The organism is Sandaracinobacteroides saxicola (genome assembly GCF_014117445.1).
GTDB lineage: Bacteria > Pseudomonadota > Alphaproteobacteria > Sphingomonadales > Sphingomonadaceae > Sandaracinobacteroides_A > Sandaracinobacteroides_A saxicola.
Map to the genome: position 1 here is coordinate 3,178,335 of NZ_CP059851.1, position 19,349 is coordinate 3,197,683.

Genomic DNA, 19,349 nt, shown 5'->3' on the forward strand with positions numbered 1-19,349 from the left:
ATCTGTTAATCTACCACATCGGCCGGTCAAAGGTCAATCAGCAGCCGCGCCGGGTCCTCGATGGCGTTCTTCACCGCGACCAGGAAGGTTACCGCCTCCTTGCCGTCGATCAGGCGATGGTCGTAGCTGAGCGCCAGATACATCATCGGGCGCACGACGATGGCGCCGTCGCGCACCACCGGGCGGTCCTCCACCCGGTGCATGCCGAGCACGCCCGACTGCGGCGGATTGAGGATGGGGGTGGACATCAGGCTGCCGAACACGCCGCCGTTGCTGATGGTGAAGGTACCGCCCTGCAGCTCCTCAATCTTCAGCTGACCGTCGCGCGCGCGGCGGCCGAAGTCGGCGATCGCCTTCTCGGTGTCGGCGAAGCTGCGCTGGTCGGCATTTTTCAGGATCGGCACCACCAGCCCGCCGGGCGAGCTGACCGCGATGCCGATGTCGGCATAGCGGCGATAGACGATCTCCTCGCCTTCGATCGCAGCGTTGACGCTGGGCACATCCTTCAGCGCCTGGACACAGGCCTTCACGAAGAAGGACATCAGCCCCAACCGCACGCCATGCTTCTTCTCGAACGCGTCCTTGTAGCGGTTGCGCGCCTCGATCACCGCGCTCATGTCCACATCGTTGAAGGTGGTGAGCATGGCGGCGGTGTTCTGCGCCTCCTTCAGCCGCCGCGCGATGGTCTGGCGCAGGCGGGTCATGCGCACACGTTCTTCGGTGCGGGGCGGCTGGCCCCCTCCGCTCGCTTGTGGCGAGTCGCTCCCCTGTGCCGGGGGAGGGGCGATGATTGTCTTGGCCGTGCCCGCCTCGATGGCGGCAAGCACATCCTCCTTGGTGATGCGGCCGTCCTTGCCGCCGGCGGCGATGCTGGCGGGGTCGAGGTGATATTGCTCGACCAGGCGGCGCACGGCCGGCGACAGCATGTCATCAGCGGCGGCTGGCTCTGCCTTCGGCGCTTCCGGCTTCGGCGCTTCCGGCGGCGGGGCCGCGGCGGGGGCGGGCGGCGTTGCCTCGGCTTTCGGGGGCGCAGGCGCGGGTTTCACCGCCGCGCCTCCCTCGCCGATGCGCGCGATCACGGCGCCGACGGCCACGGTTTCGCCCACCTTCACCAGCTGCTCCACCAGCACGCCGGCCATCGGTGCCGGCACTTCCACCGCGACCTTGTCGGTCTCCAGGCTGACGATGGGCTCGTCCGCGGCCACCGCGTCGCCCACATTCTTCAGCCATTGGCCGACTGTCGCCTCGGTCACGCTTTCGCCCAGCGCGGGGATCGTCACATCGCTTGCCATCATCTTGTCCTTACGCTGCGCGCTTGCCCAGTTTTGCGCCGGCCTTCAGCCCGGCGCGCACGGCGGCGGTCACCGCCTTGCGATCCTGCCCCAAGGCTTCCGCCACCAGCTTGTTCTGTTCGGCGATATGCCGCTTGGCCAGGCCGGTGGCGGTCGAGGCCGCCGCCGCCCGCCCGGCATAGACCGGCCGCCGGCCCAGCGCCTCCTCAATGAGTTCGTTCACGAAGAACCAGGCGCCGGCGTTCTTCGGCTCCTCCTGCGCCCACACCACCGTTTCCAGCGCGGGAAACTGCGCGGCATAGTCGCGGATCACGTCCGCCGGGAAGGGATAGAGCTGCTCGACCCGCAGGATATAGACATCGTCCCGCCCCTCGGCATCGCGCGCGTCGGCCAGTTCGAAATAGAGCTTGCCGCTGCACAGCACCAGCCGCTTCACCTTGTCCTTCGGCCCGGCGCCCTCGTCGTCCAGGCAGCGGTGGAAGCTGCTGCCGGTCGACAGCTCCTCCAGCCGGCTGACCGCCTTCTTGTGCCGCAGCAGCGATTTCGGCGTCATGATGATCAGCGGCTTGCGGAACGGCCGCAGCATCTGGCGGCGCAGGATGTGGAAATAGTTGGACGGTGTGGTGCAGTTGGCGACCTGGAGATTGTCCTCCGCGCAAAGCTGCAGATAGCGTTCCAGCCGCGCACTGCTGTGTTCCGGCCCCTGGCCTTCATAGCCGTGCGGCAGCAGCATGACCAGGCCGTTCGCCCGCAGCCACTTGGCTTCGCCGGCGGCAATGAACTGGTCGATCATCACCTGTGCGCCGTTGGCGAAATCGCCGAACTGCGCCTCCCACATCACCAGCGTGCGCGGGTCGGTCAGGGAGTAGCCATATTCGAAGCCCAGCACGCCGAATTCCGACAGCGGGCTGTCGAGGATTTCCGCCGCGCGGGAGATGGCGGAGAAAGGGAAATATTTCTCGCCGGTCACCTGGTCGTTCCAGCGCGCGTGGCGCTGGCTGAAGGTGCCGCGGCAACTGTCCTGCCCGGACAGGCGCACGCCCCAGCCCTCGTGCAGCAGGCTGCCGAAGGCCAGCGCCTCGGCGGTCGCCCAGTCGAGACCCTGGCCGGTGCGCAGCATCTCGGCGCGGCCGTCCAGGATGCGCGCCAGCGTCTTGTGGATGGTGAAGCCCTCAGGTGGCGTGGTGATGACCTTGCCGACCGCCTGCAGCACGTCCGGCGAGACGCCGGTGTCGGCGCCGCGGCGGGCGGTGACGGGGTCCGCCGGCTTGTGCAGGCCGCTCCAGCGCCCCTCGAACCATTCCGCCTTGTTCGCCTTGAAGCCGGCGGCCGCGGTGAAATCATCCTCCAGCCGGGCGATGAAGGCATCGTTCATCGCGGCCGCGTCGCCCTCGCTCAGCACGCCTTCGCCCACCAGCCGGCGGGTGTAGAGCGTGGCGACCGAGGGCATCTCCCGGATGCGGGCATACATCTGCGGCTGGGTGAAGCTCGGCTCGTCGCTCTCGTTGTGGCCGAAGCGGCGATAGCACCACATGTCGATCACCACGTCGCGGCCGAAACGCTGGCGGAACTCGGTCGCCACCTTGGTGACGAAGGTCACCGCTTCGGGATCGTCGCCGTTCACGTGGAAGATCGGCGCCTGCACGATCTTGCCCATGTCCGACGGATAGGGGCTGCTGCGCGCGAATTGCGGGCTGGTGGTGAAGCCGACCTGGTTGTTGACGACGAAATGGATGGTGCCGCCGGTGTTGTAGCCGCGCAGGCCGGAAAAGCCGAAGCATTCCGCCACGATGCCCTGGCCGGCGAAGGCCGCGTCGCCATGCATCAGGATCGGCAGCACCTCGATGCGCTTGCTGTCGCGCCGGATGGTCTGCGTGGCGCGCACCTTGCCCAGCACCACGGGGTCGACCGCCTCCAGATGGCTGGGGTTGGGGGTCAGCGACAGGTGCACCTTGTTGCCGTCGAACTCGCGGTCGGTCGAGGTGCCCAGGTGATATTTGACATCGCCTGATCCGCCGACATCGTCCGGGTTGCTGCTGCCACCGCCGAATTCGTGGAAGATCGCCTGGAACGGTTTCTGCATGACGTTGGCCAGCACGTTCAGCCGGCCGCGGTGCGGCATGCCGATGACGATTTCCTTCACGCCGAGCGCGCCGCCGACCTTGATGATCGATTCGAGCGCCGGGATCGCAGCCTCGCCGCCTTCCAGCCCGAAGCGCTTGGTGCCGACATATTTCTTGGCGAGGAAGCGTTCGAAGCCTTCCGCCTCGTAGAGCTTGTTCAGGATCGCCTTCTTGCCTTCGGGGGTGAAGGCGATTTCCTTGCCGCGCCCTTCCAGCTTGTCCTGCAGGAAGCGGCGCTCCTCCACATCGTTGATGTGCATATATTCCAGGCCGACGTTGCCGCAGTAATTCGCGCGCAGCGTCGCCACCAGTTCGCGCACGGTCGCCGTCTGGTAACCGAGCACGCCGCCGACCCAGACCGGCGTGTCGAGGTCGGTGAGGCCGTGGAATTCGGGTGTCAGGTCGGCGGGGAGGTCGCGCGTTTCCAGGCCGAGCGGATCGAGATTGGCGGCAAGGTGGCCGCGCACGCGATAGGTGCGGATCAGCATCATCACCCGGATCGACAGGTCGCTGGCGGCGCGGATGGCGTCTGCGTCGGGGGCGGCGGCCGGTGCGGCGACCGGCGCGCCCTTGCCGGGCTTCGGCGCGGGCGGTGGCGGGATCATGTCGCCGGCGTCCAGCGCGCGGGTCAGCTCATCGGCCGGCGGCAGCGGCCAATCGGCCCGCCCCCAGCTGGGCCGGGGCAGCGGCTCGCCCCACAGGCCGGTATCGGTCATGTCCACATCACTCACGTCTGTTGGATACGCCCCTTACCTAGCGGCGCCGAGGCGGTTTTCCAACCGCTGGCGCGGAGAGGGGTGCGATTTATTCGCACAAGCCCCACGCTCCACGTCTGGCCGATACTGAGCGAATCGAGGAACGCAGGCGCGTAAAGTCGTGCGCAGTGATGGAAGGGCAGCCCCTAGCTGGCCAGCGATATGTCAGGGGAAAACATGCGGCAAATTCGAGCTTTGTCCCCGAAATAATCGAAAGGCGCCAACCATCGACGTGTGGCCTAAATACTCAGAACATAAGAAAAACATGAGCACTCGCCATTTTGGTGGTACCTTCAACGGAAGGTGATGGTGTCGACCATTTACGCGCTAACCATCTGACATATAAAAGGGAAATTACCCTTGCCTTAAGCTTGATTGTGTGGAATATCTCACACTGAGGAGTCCACATGGCTGATAAAAACCGATATCCGCAGATCCCGAGCACTGTTTGGTGGGGCGTCAGATCCATATTGAACAGGACGCCAAATGCCACAATCGATGAGCGCCTCTTAGGCGTTCAGCTCGGCGTGCAGGAGGTGGCTGCAAAAGCATATATCAACGAGCTTCGGCATGTGGGCATCGTCACGGAAGAGGGAAAAGCCACTCCACTCGCTCAACGCTGGCGATTGGATGACTCATATGGTGATGCAGTCAGCGAACTAATCCAGGCAACTTATCCAGAGGGGTTGGTGCATATTGCTCCGCCTGGTGAAGCAGAGCGGCAGAAGGTCGTGTCATGGTTTCAACGAGCGGGTTTGGGGCAAGGTGCCGCCGGGAACAAGGCCGCGACATACCTTCTGTTGTCGACTCCAACGCCTAACGAGGCGCCGAGGCCAGCAGCGAAAGCCGGGCAGTCGGATAGCCCCGCGCGTGCTCGCCCCCCACGTCGCCAAACCAGCGGCGGACGAACGAGTGATGCTGAGGAAACTCGGACCACGTCCGAGGTGGGAGTCAGGCGGGAAATGAAAACCCCGCCGCCGGGTCGAAGCGGGGATACCTTTCCTCTCAACATAAACGTCCAAATCCACATTAGTGCCGATGCGGGCAGCGAGCAGATAGAGTCTATTTTTCAAGCGATGAGGCGCTATCTCTATGACGTTCCGGCTACTTGAAGGTATTCGGCGCTTTCAAGAGCACCTACTCGAAGTTGGACTAGCCAGATCCGTTCTAGCGCTTCCAGCACCGCGGATGCTTGCCCTGCCGTCACCTACAGCGGAAGGCTCTGAGCCAGCAAGCGTGTTCGCACGGCTCGTGACTGAGCCTGAAATTCGAAGTGTGTCATCTGATCTATTTGTTTCAGGTCACTATAATTTATCGGTAGCAGAAGCATATAAAGCCGTCGACAAGTTTGTGGCTGGCCGAGTACCGGATGTAGTGCAGAACGGCACGACTCTTATGGATCAGATATTCTCTCCCACTGCGCCTTATCTTCGTTGGTCTGAAATGCAGACCACATCTGAACAAGATGAACAGAAGGGGTATCATCGACTATATTCAGGAGCGATGTTGGGGATACGCAATCCTACAACGCATGAATTTGGATGGGTCGACGAACCAGAGCTCGCACTTGAATTGATCATTTTCGCACAACACCTTTTGCGGAAAGCGAAGGCTGCGCATCTGGGCGCTGTAAAAGCCAAGTCAGGGAAGAGGGTGCCCACTTAGTAACCAACGGGGGGCCAAGAGTTAGTATGGCAATTTACTTGACAAAAGCCACATCGAATCACCGGTCACTAGCATCCGTGATTATGGCATATACCACTTTTCGAAGGGGCGCTGCATCACGATTGCTGATCCGTCCCGGCCAGCGGATCACCAGACGCGCCTCCAGCGTCGCGATGACCCGTTTGACAGCCGATGGTTTCAGCCATTCTATCCACTGCCAGTTGGCAAGCCAGACCTCGCGAAACGCGACGCTCTCGTGCAACTGCCTCGTTATCGCCATTACCAGCGCGTCCGGACTCAGTGCGTCATCCGGGTCCAGCCAGAGCGCATATGTGCAAAACTATTCAGTCGTCACCCCGGGCTTGACCCGGGGCCCAGACTTTTTCTCTTGGTGGCGGTCTTTGGCGGGGAATTTGAAAAAGATAGCTGGGCCCCGGGTCAAGCCCGGGGTGACGGGATTTTGTTGGAAACAAGTGCTTGTTAGGGCGGAAGTAGCATGTTTGCTGGGAACCAATCGTCCCACAGATCGTGCCAGTCGGGGTTGTGCGCTTCGATCAGGGCGAATTTCCACTCGCGCCGCCATTTCTTCAGCTGTTTTTCGCGGGCGATGGCCGGCAGGATTTCTTCGAATCGTTCGGCGTAGACCAGCCGTGTCAGGCCATAGCGTGCCACGTGGCGGGAGCCTTCACCCTCGCGATGCTGTTGCACGCGATTGACCAGGTTGGCGGTGACGCCAGTGTAAAGCGAGCCGCGATAACGGTTGGCCATCAAATAGACCCAGCCGCCTTTTTCCATGAGACGCTGTTAGCGACACACCATGCATACGTCACCCCGGGCTTGACCCGGGGCCTAGCTTTTCTCTCTCGGTGGCGGATTTCGGCGGAACGTTTGGAAGAAGCAGCTGGGCCCCGGGTCAAGCCCGGGGTGACGGGGGATTGATGGGGTCAAGCTCAGGTGATGTCCGGGGCACCGGGCAAAGGGTTTGCTACCCCCGCAGAACCGCCGCCAGCGTCGTGCCCAGCGCGCTCGGGCTGGGGGAGACGCGGATTCCCGCCGCCTCCATGGCGGCGATCTTGTCTTCGGCCTTGCCCTGGCCGCCGCTGACGATGGCGCCGGCGTGACCCATGCGGCGGCCGGGGGGGGCGCTGGTGCCGGCGATGAAGCCAACCATCGGCTTCCTCCGGCCGGCGCGGGCTTCGTCGGCGATGAACTGCGCCGCCATCTCCTCGGCATTGCCGCCGATCTCGCCGATCATGATGATGCTCTGCGTCGCCTCGTCCGCCATGAACAGTTCCAGCACGTCGATGAAGTTGGTGCCGTTCACCGGATCGCCGCCGATGCCCACCGCCGTCGTCTGCCCCAGGCCGACCGCGGTCGTCTGGTGAACCGCCTCGTAGGTGAGCGTGCCGGAGCGGCTGACCACGCCGACCGAACCCTTCGAAAAGATGTTGCCCGGCATGATGCCGATCTTGCACTCACCGGGCGTCAGCACACCGGGGCAGTTCGGCCCGATCAGGCGGGTGTTGCTGCCGGAAAGCGCGCGTTTCACCCGCACCATGTCCAGCACCGGGATGCCCTCGGTAATGCACACCACCAGCGGGATGTCGGCGTCGATCGCCTCCAGGATGGCGTCCGCCGCGCCCGGCGGCGGCACATAGATGACGCTGGCGTCGGCGCCGGTCGCCGCGCGCGCCTCCGCCACGGTATCGAACACCGGCAGGCCCAGATGCGTCTGGCCGCCCTTCCCCGGCGCCGTGCCGCCGACCATCTTCGTGCCATAGGCAATGGCGGCTTCGGAATGGAACGTCCCCTGCTTGCCGGTGAAGCCCTGGCAGATCACGCGCGTGCTGTGGTTGACGAGAATGGACATCAGGCAGCCTTCTTCACTTCCGCGACGATCTTCGCCGCCGCATCCCCCAGGTCATTGGCGCTTACGATCGGCAGGCCGCTGTCGGCCAGGATCTGCTTGCCGAGTTCGACATTGGTGCCCTCCAGCCGCACCACCAGCGGCACGCCCAAATTCACCTCCTTCGCCGCGGCGATGATGCCCTCCGCGATGATGTCGCAGCGCATGATGCCGCCGAAGATGTTGACGAGAATCCCCTTCACCGCCGGATCGGCTAGGATCAGCTTGAACGCCGCGGTCACCTTCTCCTTGCTGGCGCCGCCGCCCACGTCCAGGAAGTTCGCCGGCTCGGCACCGTTCAGCGCGATGATGTCCATCGTCGCCATGGCGAGCCCGGCACCGTTCACCAGGCAGCCGATGTTGCCGTCCAGCTTGATGAAGGCGAGGTCGTATTTGGACGCCTCCACCTCCGCCGGGTCTTCCTCGGTCAGGTCCCGCAACTCCATCAGGTCGGGGTGGCGATAGAGCGCGTTCGAATCAAAGCCGACCTTGGCATCGAGCACCAGCAGCTCGCCACCCTCGGTCACCGCCAGCGGGTTGATCTCGATCTGGCTGGCATCGGTGCCGACAAAGGCATCATACAGTTTCGACGCGACAGTGCCGGCCTGCTTCGCCAGGTCGCCGGTCAGTTTCAGCGCGCTGGCCACGGCGCGGCCATGGTGCGGCATGAAGCCGGTGGCCGGGTCGATCGCCAGCGTCACGATCTTCTCCGGCGTGTCGTGCGCCACCGTCTCGATGTCCATGCCGCCCTCGGTGGAAACCACCATGGCGATCCGGCCGGAGCCGCGATCCACCAGCAGCGCAAGGTAATATTCCTGTGCGATGTCAACGCCATCGGTCACGTAGAGCCGGTTGACCTGCTTGCCGTGCGCGCCGGTCTGGATCGTCACCAGCGTGTTGCCCAGCATGTCCGCCGCCGCCGCGCGCACCTCTTCCCTGCTGCGCGCCAGGCGGACGCCGCCCTTGGCCTCGGGGGGCAGCTCCTTGAACTTGCCCTTGCCGCGCCCGCCGGCGTGGATCTGCGCCTTCACGACATAGAGCGGCCCGGGCAGCGAATCGACCGCGGCCACCGCCTCCTCCACGCTCATCGCCGCCACGCCCCTGGGGACCGGCACGCCGAACGTCGCCAGCAATTCCTTTGCCTGATATTCGTGGATGTTCATGAAGGCCTCTTGATGGCGGAGATGGATGTCGCGGCTCTATGGATTGCCGCCGTGACGACCGCAAGACGCGAGACGCCCCCCCCGCATCAAGACCGTTTACCATCCGGCGTTTCGCGGATAGCCTGCACGGGCTGCATGCCCGCAGTTGCTGCGGCCGGCGGCGTGGGAGAGGGAGAAGAGCCATGGCCGAGGACTGGGCAATCGACGTGCGCAAATATGCGCCGGACGCGGACGACGCGGTGATCGCGGGAATCGTGCGCTATTGCGGCATCGCGCTGCGCACGCGGGACGCCTCGCTCGTCTCCTTTTCCGACAAGGCCGAGACCGACCGGGTGCGCGACGGCTTCTGCCGCAAGAAGCTGGCGCTGACCGAGCCGGACGAGGTGGTGGATGCCGCCATCGCGCGCGTTGGCGAACGGATGGCGGGAGATCCCACGAAGAACCGGGTCACTGTCTATTATCTGCTGGCCGAGGCGTTCGGGAAGCTGGGCCTGTTCGGCGCGGCCTCCGCCGCGGTCGCGGAGCCCGTGGTGGCGCCGGCCGCGGCGCCGGTGATGGCGCCCGCGATGGCAACGGTGGCGGCGATGCCCGCCGCCGCCATGGCCGCACCGGCCCTTGCGGTGCCCGCCGCGCCGGCGGACAACCGGTCCGACACCGGCTTCATGCTGACGGTGCTGGGCACGCTGGGCGCGATCATCGTGGGCGCGGCCATTGTCAGTTCGCTGGCCACCGGCCGGTCGGACGATGTGCCGACACTGCCATCAGCGCCCCCGGTCGCTGTTGCTGCCCCGGTCGTGGCGCCGGCCCCGGCCGCGCCCGCGGCACCCGCCATCCCGGACGGCGCCGGCGTGATTGCCGCGGAGGTCGAGGGCAAGCCGATGGTGTCGGTCTATTTCGACACCGCCAAGACCGACATCGCCCCGGATTTCGTCACCGCCACAGCATCGGTCAAGGCCTACCTCGCCGCCAATCCGAGCGCCCGCGCGGCCGTTTCCGGCTACAACGATCCCACCGGCGATGCCGCGTTCAACGCCGAGCTGTCGAAAAACCGCGCCCAGGCGGTGAAAGCCGCGCTGGTGGCGAGCGGCGTACCCGACGCCAGCATCGACCTGGTGAAACCCGCCGACACGACGGACTCGACGACCGATATGGCGAACGCGCGGCGGGTGGACATTGTGGTGACGGGCGGGTGAACTTCAACTGGCGGATGATTGGGGGGCTATTTCCGGTTCGTCTTGTTCCGCGGCACGCGAGAGATAAACCCTGTCGCCGATTTTCTCGATCATGACCTTCACCCCGATGCCAAAGGCGAATGCGTCGGGTATGCAGATGGCCATGTCATCACCGTCAGCAGATGTTGTAGCCAAATAAGTGTCGTTCATTTCGCGAACATCAACTCCGGCTCTTCAATAGGCACACGGCTGTTGTGAGCGTAAGTCTTCCAGCCGATCTCATAGCTTTCCGCCTGATCGCCCCATACCGTCCAGCCCTTGCGACCGCCACGTCCAAAGAGTTCCAATCGCGGTCCGCTACTGCAGGCCTCTACGATATCGTAGAGCTCATCGGGCTTCCGGCTGTGTTCACGCTTTCTCGTGCTCAACAGGTTTACCTGTCTGCGTCCCGCCGCAAGGGTACGTGCCCCGACCCCACGAGTGCCAAACAGCACCAGTTCGGTGACGTTGCGAAAATAGAAGCCGACGCCGCGCCCGTCCGAGCCGCCGTCCTTGCGAACCTTGTGCCACACGATATTGGATTTATACGCAAACCCCCACGCCTCCATGACCGCCAAACCCTCCGGCAACAGTGCGTTGGGAACCCACAAATAAAGATGGGCGGGTTGCGCCGCGGCCGTCGCAACCGGAATACGCTTTATGGCCTCCAGATCCAGCGTGCCATATCGTGCCAGTCGCCGATGCTCAGGGGCCATCTTGCCGGTACGGTTTTGAAACCGCCATGGTGGATCAGCCAATATGGTACCAAAGCGACGTCCGGCTGCGAAAGCTAGAAAGTCCGCTGCTGCGTCCAATGGTTCGTCAGTCGACATAGAGACCCTTGGATATGCCCAAAACGAGAAGCGGGCAACCGCCGCCACCGCCGCCGAGCACTCGAGGCAGCAATTTCGACATGTGCGTTGTCGACGCACCATAAGAAGTGCCTCGACCCAGACTTCGAAAGATCGTCTGCAACTCGTCAGAGCGCGTGACGATCACGCCAACAGAAACGACGCGCAGATCGAACAACAAGCGGAAATTATTGAGATCACGATCAAAAAAGGGATCCTTGTTATTCCATTCCACCTCGAGCGCCACACGATTTTTGAAGCAGTCAACCTCATGCGTCGGCGAGGGCATCGAATGATCGTCAACCTCCACCCGCGTATCGAAGGCTTTCGCCTGCCACCCTCGTTCGGCCAGAAAGCCATCGATGGCCATTGCGACCTTCGATCGGTTGCCGCCGCCAACTTCGATCCATTCACGCCGTAGCCGGAATGCCTGCATCATTGCGAGGATATCAGCCCATTCACTGGGAAAGTCGCCGTTCAGGATGGCGCACGCATGCTTCCATTCGTGGACTTCCCATCCATCCGAAACTTCAGCCGGGATCAATTCGATACCCATGCCTTACCCCAATGACGGATCAATCCCCCGGCACGCCACCAGCAATTCCTTCACCGCGTCCACGCTGACCTGGAAATTCGCCTTCGCCTCGTCGGAGAGCGCGATTTCCACCACCCGTTCCACGCCGCCGGCGCCGATCACGCAGGGGACGCCGACGTAGAGGTTGTCCACGCCATATTGCCCGGTCAGGTTCACCGCGCACGGGATCACGCGCTTCTGGTCATAGAGGAACGCCTCCGCCATCGCGATGCCGCTCGCCGCCGGCGCATAGAAGGCGCTGCCGGTCTTCAGCAGGCCCACGATCTCGCCGCCGCCGCTGCGCGTGCGCGCCACGATGGCGTCGATGCGCTCCTTGCTGCTCCAGCCCATCTTGATGAGATCCGGCAGCGGGATGCCCGCCACGGTCGAATATTCCACCACCGGCACCATCGTGTCGCCATGGCCGCCGAGCACGAAAGCCGTCACGTCCTGCACGCTCACCTTGAACTCGTCCGCCAGGAAATGGCGGAAGCGCGCGCTGTCCAGCACGCCGGCCATGCCAACGACCATGTGGTGCGGCAGGCCGCTGAATTCGCGCAGCGCCCATACCATGGCATCCAGCGGGTTGGTGATGCAGATCACGAAGGCGCCCGGCGCATGGGTCTTGATGCCCTCGCCCACCGCCTTCATCACCTTCAGGTTGATGCCCAGAAGGTCGTCGCGGCTCATCCCCGGCTTGCGCGCCACGCCCGCGGTCACGATAATCACATCGGCGCCGGCGATGTCGGCATAGTCGTTCGTGCCCTTCAGGCTTACGTCGAACCCTTCGACCGGGCCGCATTGCGCCAGGTCGAGCGCCTTGCCCTGCGGCACGCCCTCCACCACATCGAACAGCACCACATCGCCCAGTGCCTTTTGCGCCGCCAGATGCGCCAGCGTCCCGCCGATGTTGCCCGCGCCGATCAGCGCGATTTTCTTGCGTGCCATGATGTTGGTTCCCGTGATGAGGGGTGGAAGGGTGCGCGCGCGGCTTATCCGCCCGGCTTCACCGGCGTCAACCGCTCAATCGACTGCACCGCCGGCCGGCGGCCTGCCGGACGGCGGTGCACATGGCGGTTGGGTCAGGCCTGACGTGCGCGCGTCCTGCGGCGCGCGACGGCGCCGACCAGCCCAAAACCCGCGATCATCATCGCCCACGTTGCAGGTTCGGGGATACTGGGAAGCGACGTCGGGTAAAGATCACCGAATTCGCTGAGATAGCCGGTGCCGGGCGTCAGCATTTCCAGCATCACATAGCCAGACTGGCCGAAATTGTTGAAGCTGCGAATAACCGTGCGCGAGCCTTCAGCATACATGTCATAGCGGACGAAAATCTCGCTATACAGGCTGAGGTCATTTTGGATGAACATGATGTCGTCGCTGTCCACGAAAAACAGCCTGGACCGGGTCAGATACCCGTTCGACAGCGTATTCGTTCCACACGCATTGGGGAATTCCGACGAATTGCATACCCGCCACGCAGACGAGAGCTTTGCCACAGGCTCCGGTTTCCGGAGCTCGGCAAGGCTATCGAAGATATTGAGATTGCTGGAATAAGCGAACCGGTTGATGGCAAAGCTTTCAGCCACGGGGTCGTTGACCATCTTCACGATCCCGCTGCTTACCTGCGCATAGTCCGTGACCTTCAAGACCGCCAGTTGCCCCGGCGCAATGCCGGTAAAGCTGATCCGATCGACCATCGATGTCTCGATGGTGTTGAGGGCATGGACGTTGTTCCGTTGGACAAAGGGGTCGTCCATCGCAACCCTGGTGATTTGGGTCGCCTTGGTCACCCCTGCCTTAAGGCTGACGTTGTTCAGCGACGATGCTGATCCAAAGCGATAGTCATAGCATGGCCGACCATATTCGCAGGGGCTCTGATAGAGCGACCGCGATGACTGGGACTGCGAGCTGGAAAAGACCCCGCCCGCGCGCGGATTGGGATCGACCTTGTTGACATATTCCCACGACCGTTCGGTCACGCCCCGGATATCGTCGCGAAAACTTTCCGCGTAGGCATAGCTGTCGATCTGGCGCCCAATGGTTTGCGCGTCCGTCGGAGCCGAGACTGCCAGCGCCGCTGCAGCAAGCGCGAATTGAATTGCCGCTTTCATTGTTGCCTCCCCGTTGCTGCCAACCGCCCCGTGCAATCGGCACCCATCATGATCGCAATCGTTGGCCTGCGCCTCTCGTGCGCACATCCCCTGATCGGGTGATCAAACCAAAAATATTTGCAAATGGTGGATCGCGCCGCCTATTGTACCTCGCCATGTCGATTGATCTGCGGCAGACCTTCCTGCAGGCGCCGTTCACGGCGGAGGGTTGGCAGCGGGGGCTGACGGCGCTGGCCGATGCGATGCGGTCAAAGTTCGTGAACATCGGGGAGTTCACGCCCGAGACCGGCATCATGCGGCCGTTCCTGTCAAACACGCTCGACCGCAACCTGATGCGCGATGTGGAAGCTGTGCGCGCCTATTCCGACACGGTGAACTGGCGCCTGACGGCAGTCACCGCGCCATTTGTGACAATCGCGGAGGATGTGTTGAACGCGGCGCGGCGCGAACGGCGGTACGCGCGCTCACCCTATCATGATCTGACCTCGACACACGATCTCCCCAACGGCTGCCAGACCGTGCTTTCAGCCGGATCGGATTCGATGCTCGCGATGTGGACTCACCGCGGTCAGACCGAGGGTGTGACAGCAGCGGACGAGCTTGCGCTGTTCGGTTCGGTCGCCCATGACGTATTGCAGGTCATCCGGCTGGAGCAAGCGGTCGCAAGCCAGGGCGTCGCCATGGTCAACGGCGCGCTCGAAACCATGCAGGCGGCAGCATTCATTCTCGATCGGTCGGGACGCATGCTGGCGATCACGCCCGCAGGCGCCCGCCTGGCCGCGCGGCAGGACGTGATAGGGGTCATGCACGGCGCGCTGCGGGCGATCGACCGCCCGTCAGACAACAGATTGCAGGCGGCGATTGCCGAGGCATTGCAGGCGGGTCCAGCGGCGGTCGCCCGCCGTCTGTGGCTGCGCGCAACGGACGGGCTTTGCGACGGCCTGACGGCGGAGGTGTATCCCCTTCCACGCCGGGCATGGAATTTCGATTTCGAACCCCGCGCGATTGTCGTCTTGCGCGCACCCGCCGGTATCGACCGCGTGACGACGATGACACTGCTGCGCCAAAATTTTGACCTTTCCCCCGCCGAAGCCGACATTTCCCTTGCGCTTGCCCAGGGCCAATCGCGCGCCGCGATCGCCCGCAACCGCGATGTCAGCCTGGACACGGTCAACGCCCAGCTGAAAAGCATCTATCGCAAGACCGACGTGCGGCGCGAAGCAGAATTGGTGGCGCTGGTGGTGCGGATGGCAAATTAAGCAACGGGCTGTTCTCCGACGAACAACGCCCACCGCATTCGTGCAATGGCGATGCAGCCTTGGGTGGCCGCCCCCCTCAATGCACCTCTTGCGCATCCGCGAATGTCCCGGGCTTTTTCAGGAACAGCGGCACGACGGAGAAGGCCACGAACAGCAGGCTGAGCACCCAGAAGGCGTCGGCATAGCTCATCACCAGCGCCTGGCGGTTCACCTCGTTGGCCAGCGCGCGCAGCGCGAAGCCTTCGGGGTCGGGCATGCCGCGCGCGGCGGCAAGCCCGGTCATCATGTCATAGCGTTCGACGATTTCCGCCCGGCCGGGATTGGTCGCCTCCCCCAGGCGGCTGTAATGGTGGTTGAACCGTTCCAGCACGATGGTGTTGATGATGGCGATGCCGATGGCGCCGCCGACGTTGCGGAACAAGGTGAACAGGCCGGTCGCGTCCTTGATCAGCGGGTTGGGCAGCGTGCCGAAGCTCATCACGCTGACGCTGACGATGCAGCACATGATGCCCAGCCCGCGCAGCGCCTGCGGCAGCACCAGTTCGTTGAAACGCCATTCGATATCGATGTAATGCGTCATCCAGGTGCTGGTGGCGAGCAGCAGGAAACCGATGCAGGCCATCACCCGCACGTCGATGCGCTGGCTGACCCAGCCGGCGATCGGCGCGCCCAGCGCCATGAACAGGCCGGTGACGAACACCGTATTGCCGATCTGGCCGGAAGACAGCCCGGCGATCCGCGCCAGATAGAGCGGATAGAGATAGACGAGGCCATAGAGGCCGATGCCGAACACCGCCCCCATCAGGGAGCCGCCGAGGAAGTTCAGGTTGCCCAGCGGCCGGAAGCTGACGATGGGTTCCTCCGCCGTCGTCACCCGCCACCACAGCAGCAGCGCGGCGCAGAGCGCGACGCAGGCCATGGTCAGCACCGTGCGATCCTCGAACCACTGGTAGCGCGCGCCTTCCTCCAGCACGAACACCGCACCGCCGCAGGTCGCCGCCAGCGCCACCAGGCCGAGGAGGTCGATCTTCTTCAGCAGCGGCAGGTTGGGCGCGTCCAGCTTCACCAGCGTCGCCACGCCGAAACTGATCAGGATGCCGGGGATGATGTTGATCAGGAACAGCCAGTGCCAGCTGAGCACGCTGGTGATCCAGCCACCCAGCGCCGGGCCCAAGGTGGGTGCCAGCGTGACGATGAAGCTGACGGTGACGGTCACGCCGGTCTGCCGCTTGCGCCCGAACATCAGGAAGCTGGCGGCATAGACGGTCGGGATCATCGCGCCGCCGACGAACCCCTGCAGCGCGCGCGCGGCGATCATCTCGCCGATGCTGGTGCTGAGCGCGCACAGCAGGCTGGCAAGCGTGAAGCCGGCACAGCTGAACACGAACAGCCAGCGGATCGACAGCGCGCGGCTGAGGAAGCCCGAGAGCGGGATCATCACCACCTCCGCCACCAGATAGCTGGTCTGCACCCAGCTGATCTCGTCGGCGCTCGCCGCCAGCCCGGCCTGGATCTGGCCCAGCGAGGCGCTGACGATCTGGATGTCCAGGATCGCCATGAACATGCCGAACGCCATCATGATGAAGGCGAAGAACACCGGCAGCGGCGGGAAGGCGCTCTCGTCCTGCACCTCCGCAGGCATGGCATCCGCCCCGGCCGCCGCCAGCCGGGCGCCGGTGGCCATTATTCCGCGTCCCTGAGGTCGATGCTGGCCGTCACCGACAGGCCCGGCACCAGCCGCACACCCTGTGGCAGCGGCCGCACGATCTCCACCTTCACCGGCACCCGCTGCACGATGCGGGTGAAATTGCCGGTCGCATTCTCTGGCGGGATCAGGCTGAACCGGCTGCCCGCCGCCGGCGACAGCGACAGCAGTCGGCCCTTCATCGCCACATCCGGGAAGGCATCGACCTTCAGCGTCACCGGCATGCCCGGTTTCATGCGCGCGATCTGTGTTTCCTTGAAATTGGCGACGACATAGGCCGCGTCCAGCGGCACCACCACCATCAACTGCAACCCCTGCCGGGCATATTGCCCCACGCGGGCACTGCGGTTGCCGACCACGCCGTCCACCGGCGAGCGGATGACCGTGTTGGCGAGGTCCAGCGCCGCCGCGTCGCGCGCCGCAATCGCCGCCCGCAGCGCCGCGCCGGCACCGCCCTCGCTGCCGCTTGCCGCCGTTGTCTGCGCCCGCGCCATGCTGACCGCCGCGCGGGCGCTGGCGATCGCCGCCTCGGCCGCCTTCGCCTCCGCGGTGCGGCTGTCCATCAGCGCCTTGGTCGCCCAGCCGGCCTTGACCAGATCGGCGGCGCGCGCCGCGTCCGCCCGCGCCCGCACCGCCTGCGCCTCCGCCGAGCGCAGTGCCGCTTCCGCTTCCGAGATGCCGCTCTGCTGCGCCGTCACCGTCGCCGCCGCCGTTCCCAGCGCGCGCCGCTGCCGGTCCACCTCCGCCTCCGCCTTCGCCAGCGCGGCGCGATAGTCGGCATCGACAATGGTCAGCAGCGGGTCACCGGCCTTCACCGGCTGGTTGTCGGTGACAGGGACGCTGGCGACATAGCCCGGCACCTTCGGCGCGATGACGGCGATGTCCGCCTCGACATAGGCATTGTCGGTCGATTCGACATAGCGGCCCTGGGTGAACCACCAGATCGCCACGCCCAGCGCCAGCAGCATGACCAGCGCCAGGATTCCGGGAAAGATGAAACGTCGCAACGAACCGTCCTGCTGTCACCCTTCCCGCATCACCTATTGACCCCGGGTGTCCGCGGCGCAAGCCTGACGAAAGCGGGAAGGCGGCGGGGGCCCAGCGCGAACGCGCCGGATGGCCCGCGCCGATGCGCGTCAAACCGTGGCCGCCCCATGGCCCAGCGCCAGATAGCTTTCGGACTGCATCTCCATCAAGCGGGACGATGTGCGCGCGAACTCGAACCGCCCGTCGCCCGCCGGATAGAGCGCGTCCAGCGCGGCGTCGGCGGCGACCAGCAGCTTGCAGCGATGCTCATAGAGCGCATCGACCAGCGTCACGAAGCGTGCCGCCTCGTTGCGGTTTTCCGGGCCCATCACCGGCACGCCGACCAGGATCACGGTGTGATAGCGCCGCGCCACTGCCAGATAATCCGCCGCGCCGAGCGGCTGCCGGCACAGCCGCGCGAAGCTGAACACGCAGACGCCCTTCAGTGATTTCGGCACGAACAGCGTGCGGCCACCGGGGACGGGGATGGTCTCGCTGGGCACGTTCGCCCGATCCTCGACCGGAAAGTCGGTCAGGCGGAAGAAGGCCTCGGCGAGCGCCGCCGTCGCCGCGGCGCCGTTGGGCGTGTAATAGGTCGGCATGCCGCCCAGGCGCTGGAGCCGGTAATCGGTCGGGCCGTTCAGGCCGACCACGTCCAGCCGCGCCCGCAGCAGCGCGATGAAGGGCAGGAACAGCTGGCGGTTCAGCCCGTCCTTGTAAAGGTCCTCGGGCGGGCGGTTGCTGGTGGCGACCACCGTGGTGCCGCCGTCCAGCAGGGTGGTGAACAGCCGCGACAGGATCATCGCATCCGCCACATTGGTCACCTGCATCTCGTCGAAACACAAGAGGCGGGCACCGGCCGCCCATTGCGCCGCCACCGCGGGAATCGGATCGCCGGGATCCGCCTGCCGCGCGGCATGGAGGCGGGCATGCGTCTCCAGCATGAATTCGTGGAAATGGATGCGGGTCTTCCGGTGCACGGGGGCGTGGGCGAAGAACAGGTCCATCAGCATCGACTTGCCGCGCCCGACCCCGCCCCACAGATAGACCCCGCGCGCCGGCGCCGGGGGCCGCGCCAGCAGCCGGGCGAACAGCCCCTGCGGTTTCGGGCGTGCCAGCGCCGTCGCCAGTGCGTCCAGCCGCGCCGCGACCCCAGCCTGTTCCGCGTCCGCGCGCAGCTCCGCGCGCGCCACCAGCCCGCCATAGGCCGCCCTGACCGCACCCGCGCTCATCGCGGCGTGCGCGGCACTTTCCGCAGCAGCGCATGCCATTGCGCCACCAGATGGGCGCCGCCGTCCTGCGTCAGCGTGCCGGCCACCCACACCAGCTTGCCGGTTTCGCGCACGATATGGCCGCGGCCCTCCAGCACCTTCCCGACCGCGCCGGCGCCCAGGAAATCGGTGGAGGCATTCAGCGTCACCGCCGCCTGCGTGTCCAGCATGTGGCGGATCGCCGCGAAGGCCACGACATCGACATAGGCCATGATGAAGCCGCCGTGCAGCGACCCCAGGCCATTGCTGTGCTGGCGCCCGGTTTCGATGGCGGTCTCGATGCCGCGGCCGGCGGGATCGTCGCGGTAGTAAATGTTGCCCAGCCCGTCGACGAAGCGCCCCTCGGGCCGCGCATGCCAGCTTTTCCAGCCAGTAAAGGGACCGTCGGTGACAAGAAGTGCGGGCATCGCCGGGGGGTTAGCCGTGTGATCCGC

At 64.9% G+C, this 19,349-nt stretch carries 18 protein-coding genes; 4 read left to right on the top strand and 14 right to left on the bottom strand.

Annotated elements, in window-relative coordinates:
* Positions 1–26: 26 nt before the first annotated feature.
* The gene (gene odhB / locus H3309_RS15945; RefSeq protein ID WP_182298858.1) at positions 27–1,292 is read right to left on the bottom strand and encodes a 2-oxoglutarate dehydrogenase complex dihydrolipoyllysine-residue succinyltransferase; all 1,266 of its coding nucleotides are present in this window, start codon (positions 1,290–1,292) and stop codon (positions 27–29) included.
* A gap of 10 nt (positions 1,293–1,302) precedes the next feature.
* A complete protein-coding gene (locus H3309_RS15950; protein WP_182295979.1) occupies positions 1,303–4,131 on the bottom strand; it encodes a 2-oxoglutarate dehydrogenase E1 component in 2,829 nt (942 codons plus the stop codon).
* A gap of 446 nt (positions 4,132–4,577) precedes the next feature.
* Between H3309_RS15950 and H3309_RS15955 the strand changes: the two genes are divergently transcribed.
* Positions 4,578–5,282 (top strand): DUF5343 domain-containing protein, encoded by a 705-nt coding sequence (locus tag H3309_RS15955; protein ID WP_182295981.1) that lies wholly within the window; start codon positions 4,578–4,580, stop codon positions 5,280–5,282.
* A 76-nt stretch (positions 5,283–5,358) separates the two neighbouring features.
* Positions 5,359–5,835, top strand: a complete 477-nt coding sequence (locus H3309_RS15960; protein WP_182295983.1) for a TIGR02391 family protein — start codon at positions 5,359–5,361, stop codon at positions 5,833–5,835.
* Between the two features lie 480 nt (positions 5,836–6,315).
* Here the strand turns inward: H3309_RS15960 and H3309_RS15965 are convergent, their stop codons facing one another.
* The 3 genes from H3309_RS15965 to sucC form a co-directional block, all read right to left on the bottom strand.
* A complete protein-coding gene (locus H3309_RS15965) occupies positions 6,316–6,630 on the bottom strand; it encodes a GIY-YIG nuclease family protein (protein WP_182295985.1) in 315 nt (104 codons plus the stop codon).
* Between the two features lie 190 nt (positions 6,631–6,820).
* Positions 6,821–7,705: a succinate--CoA ligase subunit alpha gene (gene sucD, locus H3309_RS15970; RefSeq protein ID WP_182295987.1), complete on the bottom strand. Its 885-nt coding sequence runs from the start codon at positions 7,703–7,705 to the stop codon at positions 6,821–6,823.
* The gene (sucC, locus tag H3309_RS15975) at positions 7,705–8,904 is read right to left on the bottom strand and encodes an ADP-forming succinate--CoA ligase subunit beta (RefSeq protein ID WP_182295989.1); all 1,200 of its coding nucleotides are present in this window, start codon (positions 8,902–8,904) and stop codon (positions 7,705–7,707) included. The genes sucD and sucC overlap by 1 nt, the downstream gene beginning before the upstream one ends.
* A 182-nt stretch (positions 8,905–9,086) precedes the next feature.
* Here sucC and H3309_RS15980 point away from each other — a divergent pair, with 182 nt between their 5' ends.
* Positions 9,087–10,097: a DUF2853 family protein gene (locus H3309_RS15980; RefSeq protein WP_182295991.1), complete on the top strand. Its 1,011-nt coding sequence runs from the start codon at positions 9,087–9,089 to the stop codon at positions 10,095–10,097.
* 3 nt (positions 10,098–10,100) lie between these two features.
* Here the strand turns inward: H3309_RS15980 and H3309_RS15985 are convergent, their stop codons facing one another.
* The 5 genes from H3309_RS15985 to H3309_RS17485 all read right to left on the bottom strand — a co-directional run bounded on the left by H3309_RS15985 (position 10,101) and on the right by H3309_RS17485 (position 13,654).
* Positions 10,101–10,286 (bottom strand): hypothetical protein, encoded by a 186-nt coding sequence (locus tag H3309_RS15985; protein WP_182295993.1) that lies wholly within the window; start codon positions 10,284–10,286, stop codon positions 10,101–10,103.
* The gene (locus H3309_RS15990) at positions 10,283–10,948 is read right to left on the bottom strand and encodes an MT-A70 family methyltransferase (RefSeq protein WP_182295995.1); all 666 of its coding nucleotides are present in this window, start codon (positions 10,946–10,948) and stop codon (positions 10,283–10,285) included. The genes H3309_RS15985 and H3309_RS15990 overlap by 4 nt, the downstream gene beginning before the upstream one ends.
* Positions 10,938–11,522, bottom strand: a complete 585-nt coding sequence (locus tag H3309_RS15995) for a BglII/BstYI family type II restriction endonuclease (RefSeq protein WP_182295997.1) — start codon at positions 11,520–11,522, stop codon at positions 10,938–10,940. The genes H3309_RS15990 and H3309_RS15995 overlap by 11 nt, the downstream gene beginning before the upstream one ends.
* A gap of 3 nt (positions 11,523–11,525) precedes the next feature.
* Positions 11,526–12,488, bottom strand: coding sequence for a malate dehydrogenase (gene mdh / locus H3309_RS16000; RefSeq protein WP_182295999.1), 963 nt, complete (start codon positions 12,486–12,488; stop codon positions 11,526–11,528).
* Between the two features lie 134 nt (positions 12,489–12,622).
* Positions 12,623–13,654: a PEPxxWA-CTERM sorting domain-containing protein gene (locus tag H3309_RS17485; RefSeq protein ID WP_243453777.1), complete on the bottom strand. Its 1,032-nt coding sequence runs from the start codon at positions 13,652–13,654 to the stop codon at positions 12,623–12,625.
* Here H3309_RS17485 and H3309_RS16010 point away from each other — a divergent pair.
* Positions 13,642–14,913, top strand: a complete 1,272-nt coding sequence (locus tag H3309_RS16010; protein WP_182296001.1) for a helix-turn-helix transcriptional regulator — start codon at positions 13,642–13,644, stop codon at positions 14,911–14,913. The two genes, H3309_RS17485 and H3309_RS16010, sit on opposite strands and share 13 nt — an antisense overlap.
* Positions 14,914–14,989: 76 nt before the next feature.
* Here the strand turns inward: H3309_RS16010 and H3309_RS16015 are convergent, their stop codons facing one another.
* The 4 genes from H3309_RS16015 to H3309_RS16030 all read right to left on the bottom strand — a co-directional run bounded on the left by H3309_RS16015 (position 14,990) and on the right by H3309_RS16030 (position 19,322).
* Positions 14,990–16,597 (bottom strand): DHA2 family efflux MFS transporter permease subunit, encoded by a 1,608-nt coding sequence (locus tag H3309_RS16015; RefSeq protein WP_182296003.1) that lies wholly within the window; start codon positions 16,595–16,597, stop codon positions 14,990–14,992.
* Positions 16,597–17,625: an HlyD family secretion protein gene (locus tag H3309_RS16020; RefSeq protein ID WP_182296005.1), complete on the bottom strand. Its 1,029-nt coding sequence runs from the start codon at positions 17,623–17,625 to the stop codon at positions 16,597–16,599. The genes H3309_RS16015 and H3309_RS16020 overlap by 1 nt, the downstream gene beginning before the upstream one ends.
* A 129-nt stretch (positions 17,626–17,754) precedes the next feature.
* Entirely contained in the window at positions 17,755–18,876 is a 1,122-nt protein-coding gene (gene zapE, locus H3309_RS16025; protein ID WP_182296007.1) for a cell division protein ZapE, read from the bottom strand.
* The gene (locus tag H3309_RS16030; RefSeq protein WP_182296009.1) at positions 18,873–19,322 is read right to left on the bottom strand and encodes a PaaI family thioesterase; all 450 of its coding nucleotides are present in this window, start codon (positions 19,320–19,322) and stop codon (positions 18,873–18,875) included. Before H3309_RS16030 ends, zapE begins: the two co-directional genes overlap by 4 nt.
* Positions 19,323–19,349 lie beyond the last annotated feature (27 nt).

Coding starts and splice junctions, on each gene's coding strand:
- H3309_RS15990 (WP_182295995.1), bottom strand. CDS start 10,948: ATGTCGACTGACGAACCATTGGACGCAGCAGCGGACTTTCTAGCTTTC.
- H3309_RS15965 (WP_182295985.1), bottom strand. CDS start 6,630: ATGGAAAAAGGCGGCTGGGTCTATTTGATGGCCAACCGTTATCGCGGC.
- H3309_RS15950 (WP_182295979.1), bottom strand. CDS start 4,131: ATGACCGATACCGGCCTGTGGGGCGAGCCGCTGCCCCGGCCCAGCTGG.
- odhB (WP_182298858.1), bottom strand. CDS start 1,292: ATGGCAAGCGATGTGACGATCCCCGCGCTGGGCGAAAGCGTGACCGAG.
- H3309_RS15995 (WP_182295997.1), bottom strand. CDS start 11,522: ATGGGTATCGAATTGATCCCGGCTGAAGTTTCGGATGGATGGGAAGTC.
- H3309_RS16015 (WP_182296003.1), bottom strand. CDS start 16,597: ATGGCCACCGGCGCCCGGCTGGCGGCGGCCGGGGCGGATGCCATGCCT.
- H3309_RS17485 (WP_243453777.1), bottom strand. CDS start 13,654: ATGAAAGCGGCAATTCAATTCGCGCTTGCTGCAGCGGCGCTGGCAGTC.
- zapE (WP_182296007.1), bottom strand. CDS start 18,876: ATGAGCGCGGGTGCGGTCAGGGCGGCCTATGGCGGGCTGGTGGCGCGC.
- H3309_RS15980 (WP_182295991.1), top strand. CDS start 9,087: ATGGCCGAGGACTGGGCAATCGACGTGCGCAAATATGCGCCGGACGCG.
- H3309_RS16030 (WP_182296009.1), bottom strand. CDS start 19,322: ATGCCCGCACTTCTTGTCACCGACGGTCCCTTTACTGGCTGGAAAAGC.
- H3309_RS15960 (WP_182295983.1), top strand. CDS start 5,359: ATGCTTGCCCTGCCGTCACCTACAGCGGAAGGCTCTGAGCCAGCAAGC.
- sucD (WP_182295987.1), bottom strand. CDS start 7,705: ATGTCCATTCTCGTCAACCACAGCACGCGCGTGATCTGCCAGGGCTTC.
- H3309_RS15955 (WP_182295981.1), top strand. CDS start 4,578: ATGGCTGATAAAAACCGATATCCGCAGATCCCGAGCACTGTTTGGTGG.
- sucC (WP_182295989.1), bottom strand. CDS start 8,904: ATGAACATCCACGAATATCAGGCAAAGGAATTGCTGGCGACGTTCGGC.
- mdh (WP_182295999.1), bottom strand. CDS start 12,488: ATGGCACGCAAGAAAATCGCGCTGATCGGCGCGGGCAACATCGGCGGG.
- H3309_RS15985 (WP_182295993.1), bottom strand. CDS start 10,286: ATGAACGACACTTATTTGGCTACAACATCTGCTGACGGTGATGACATG.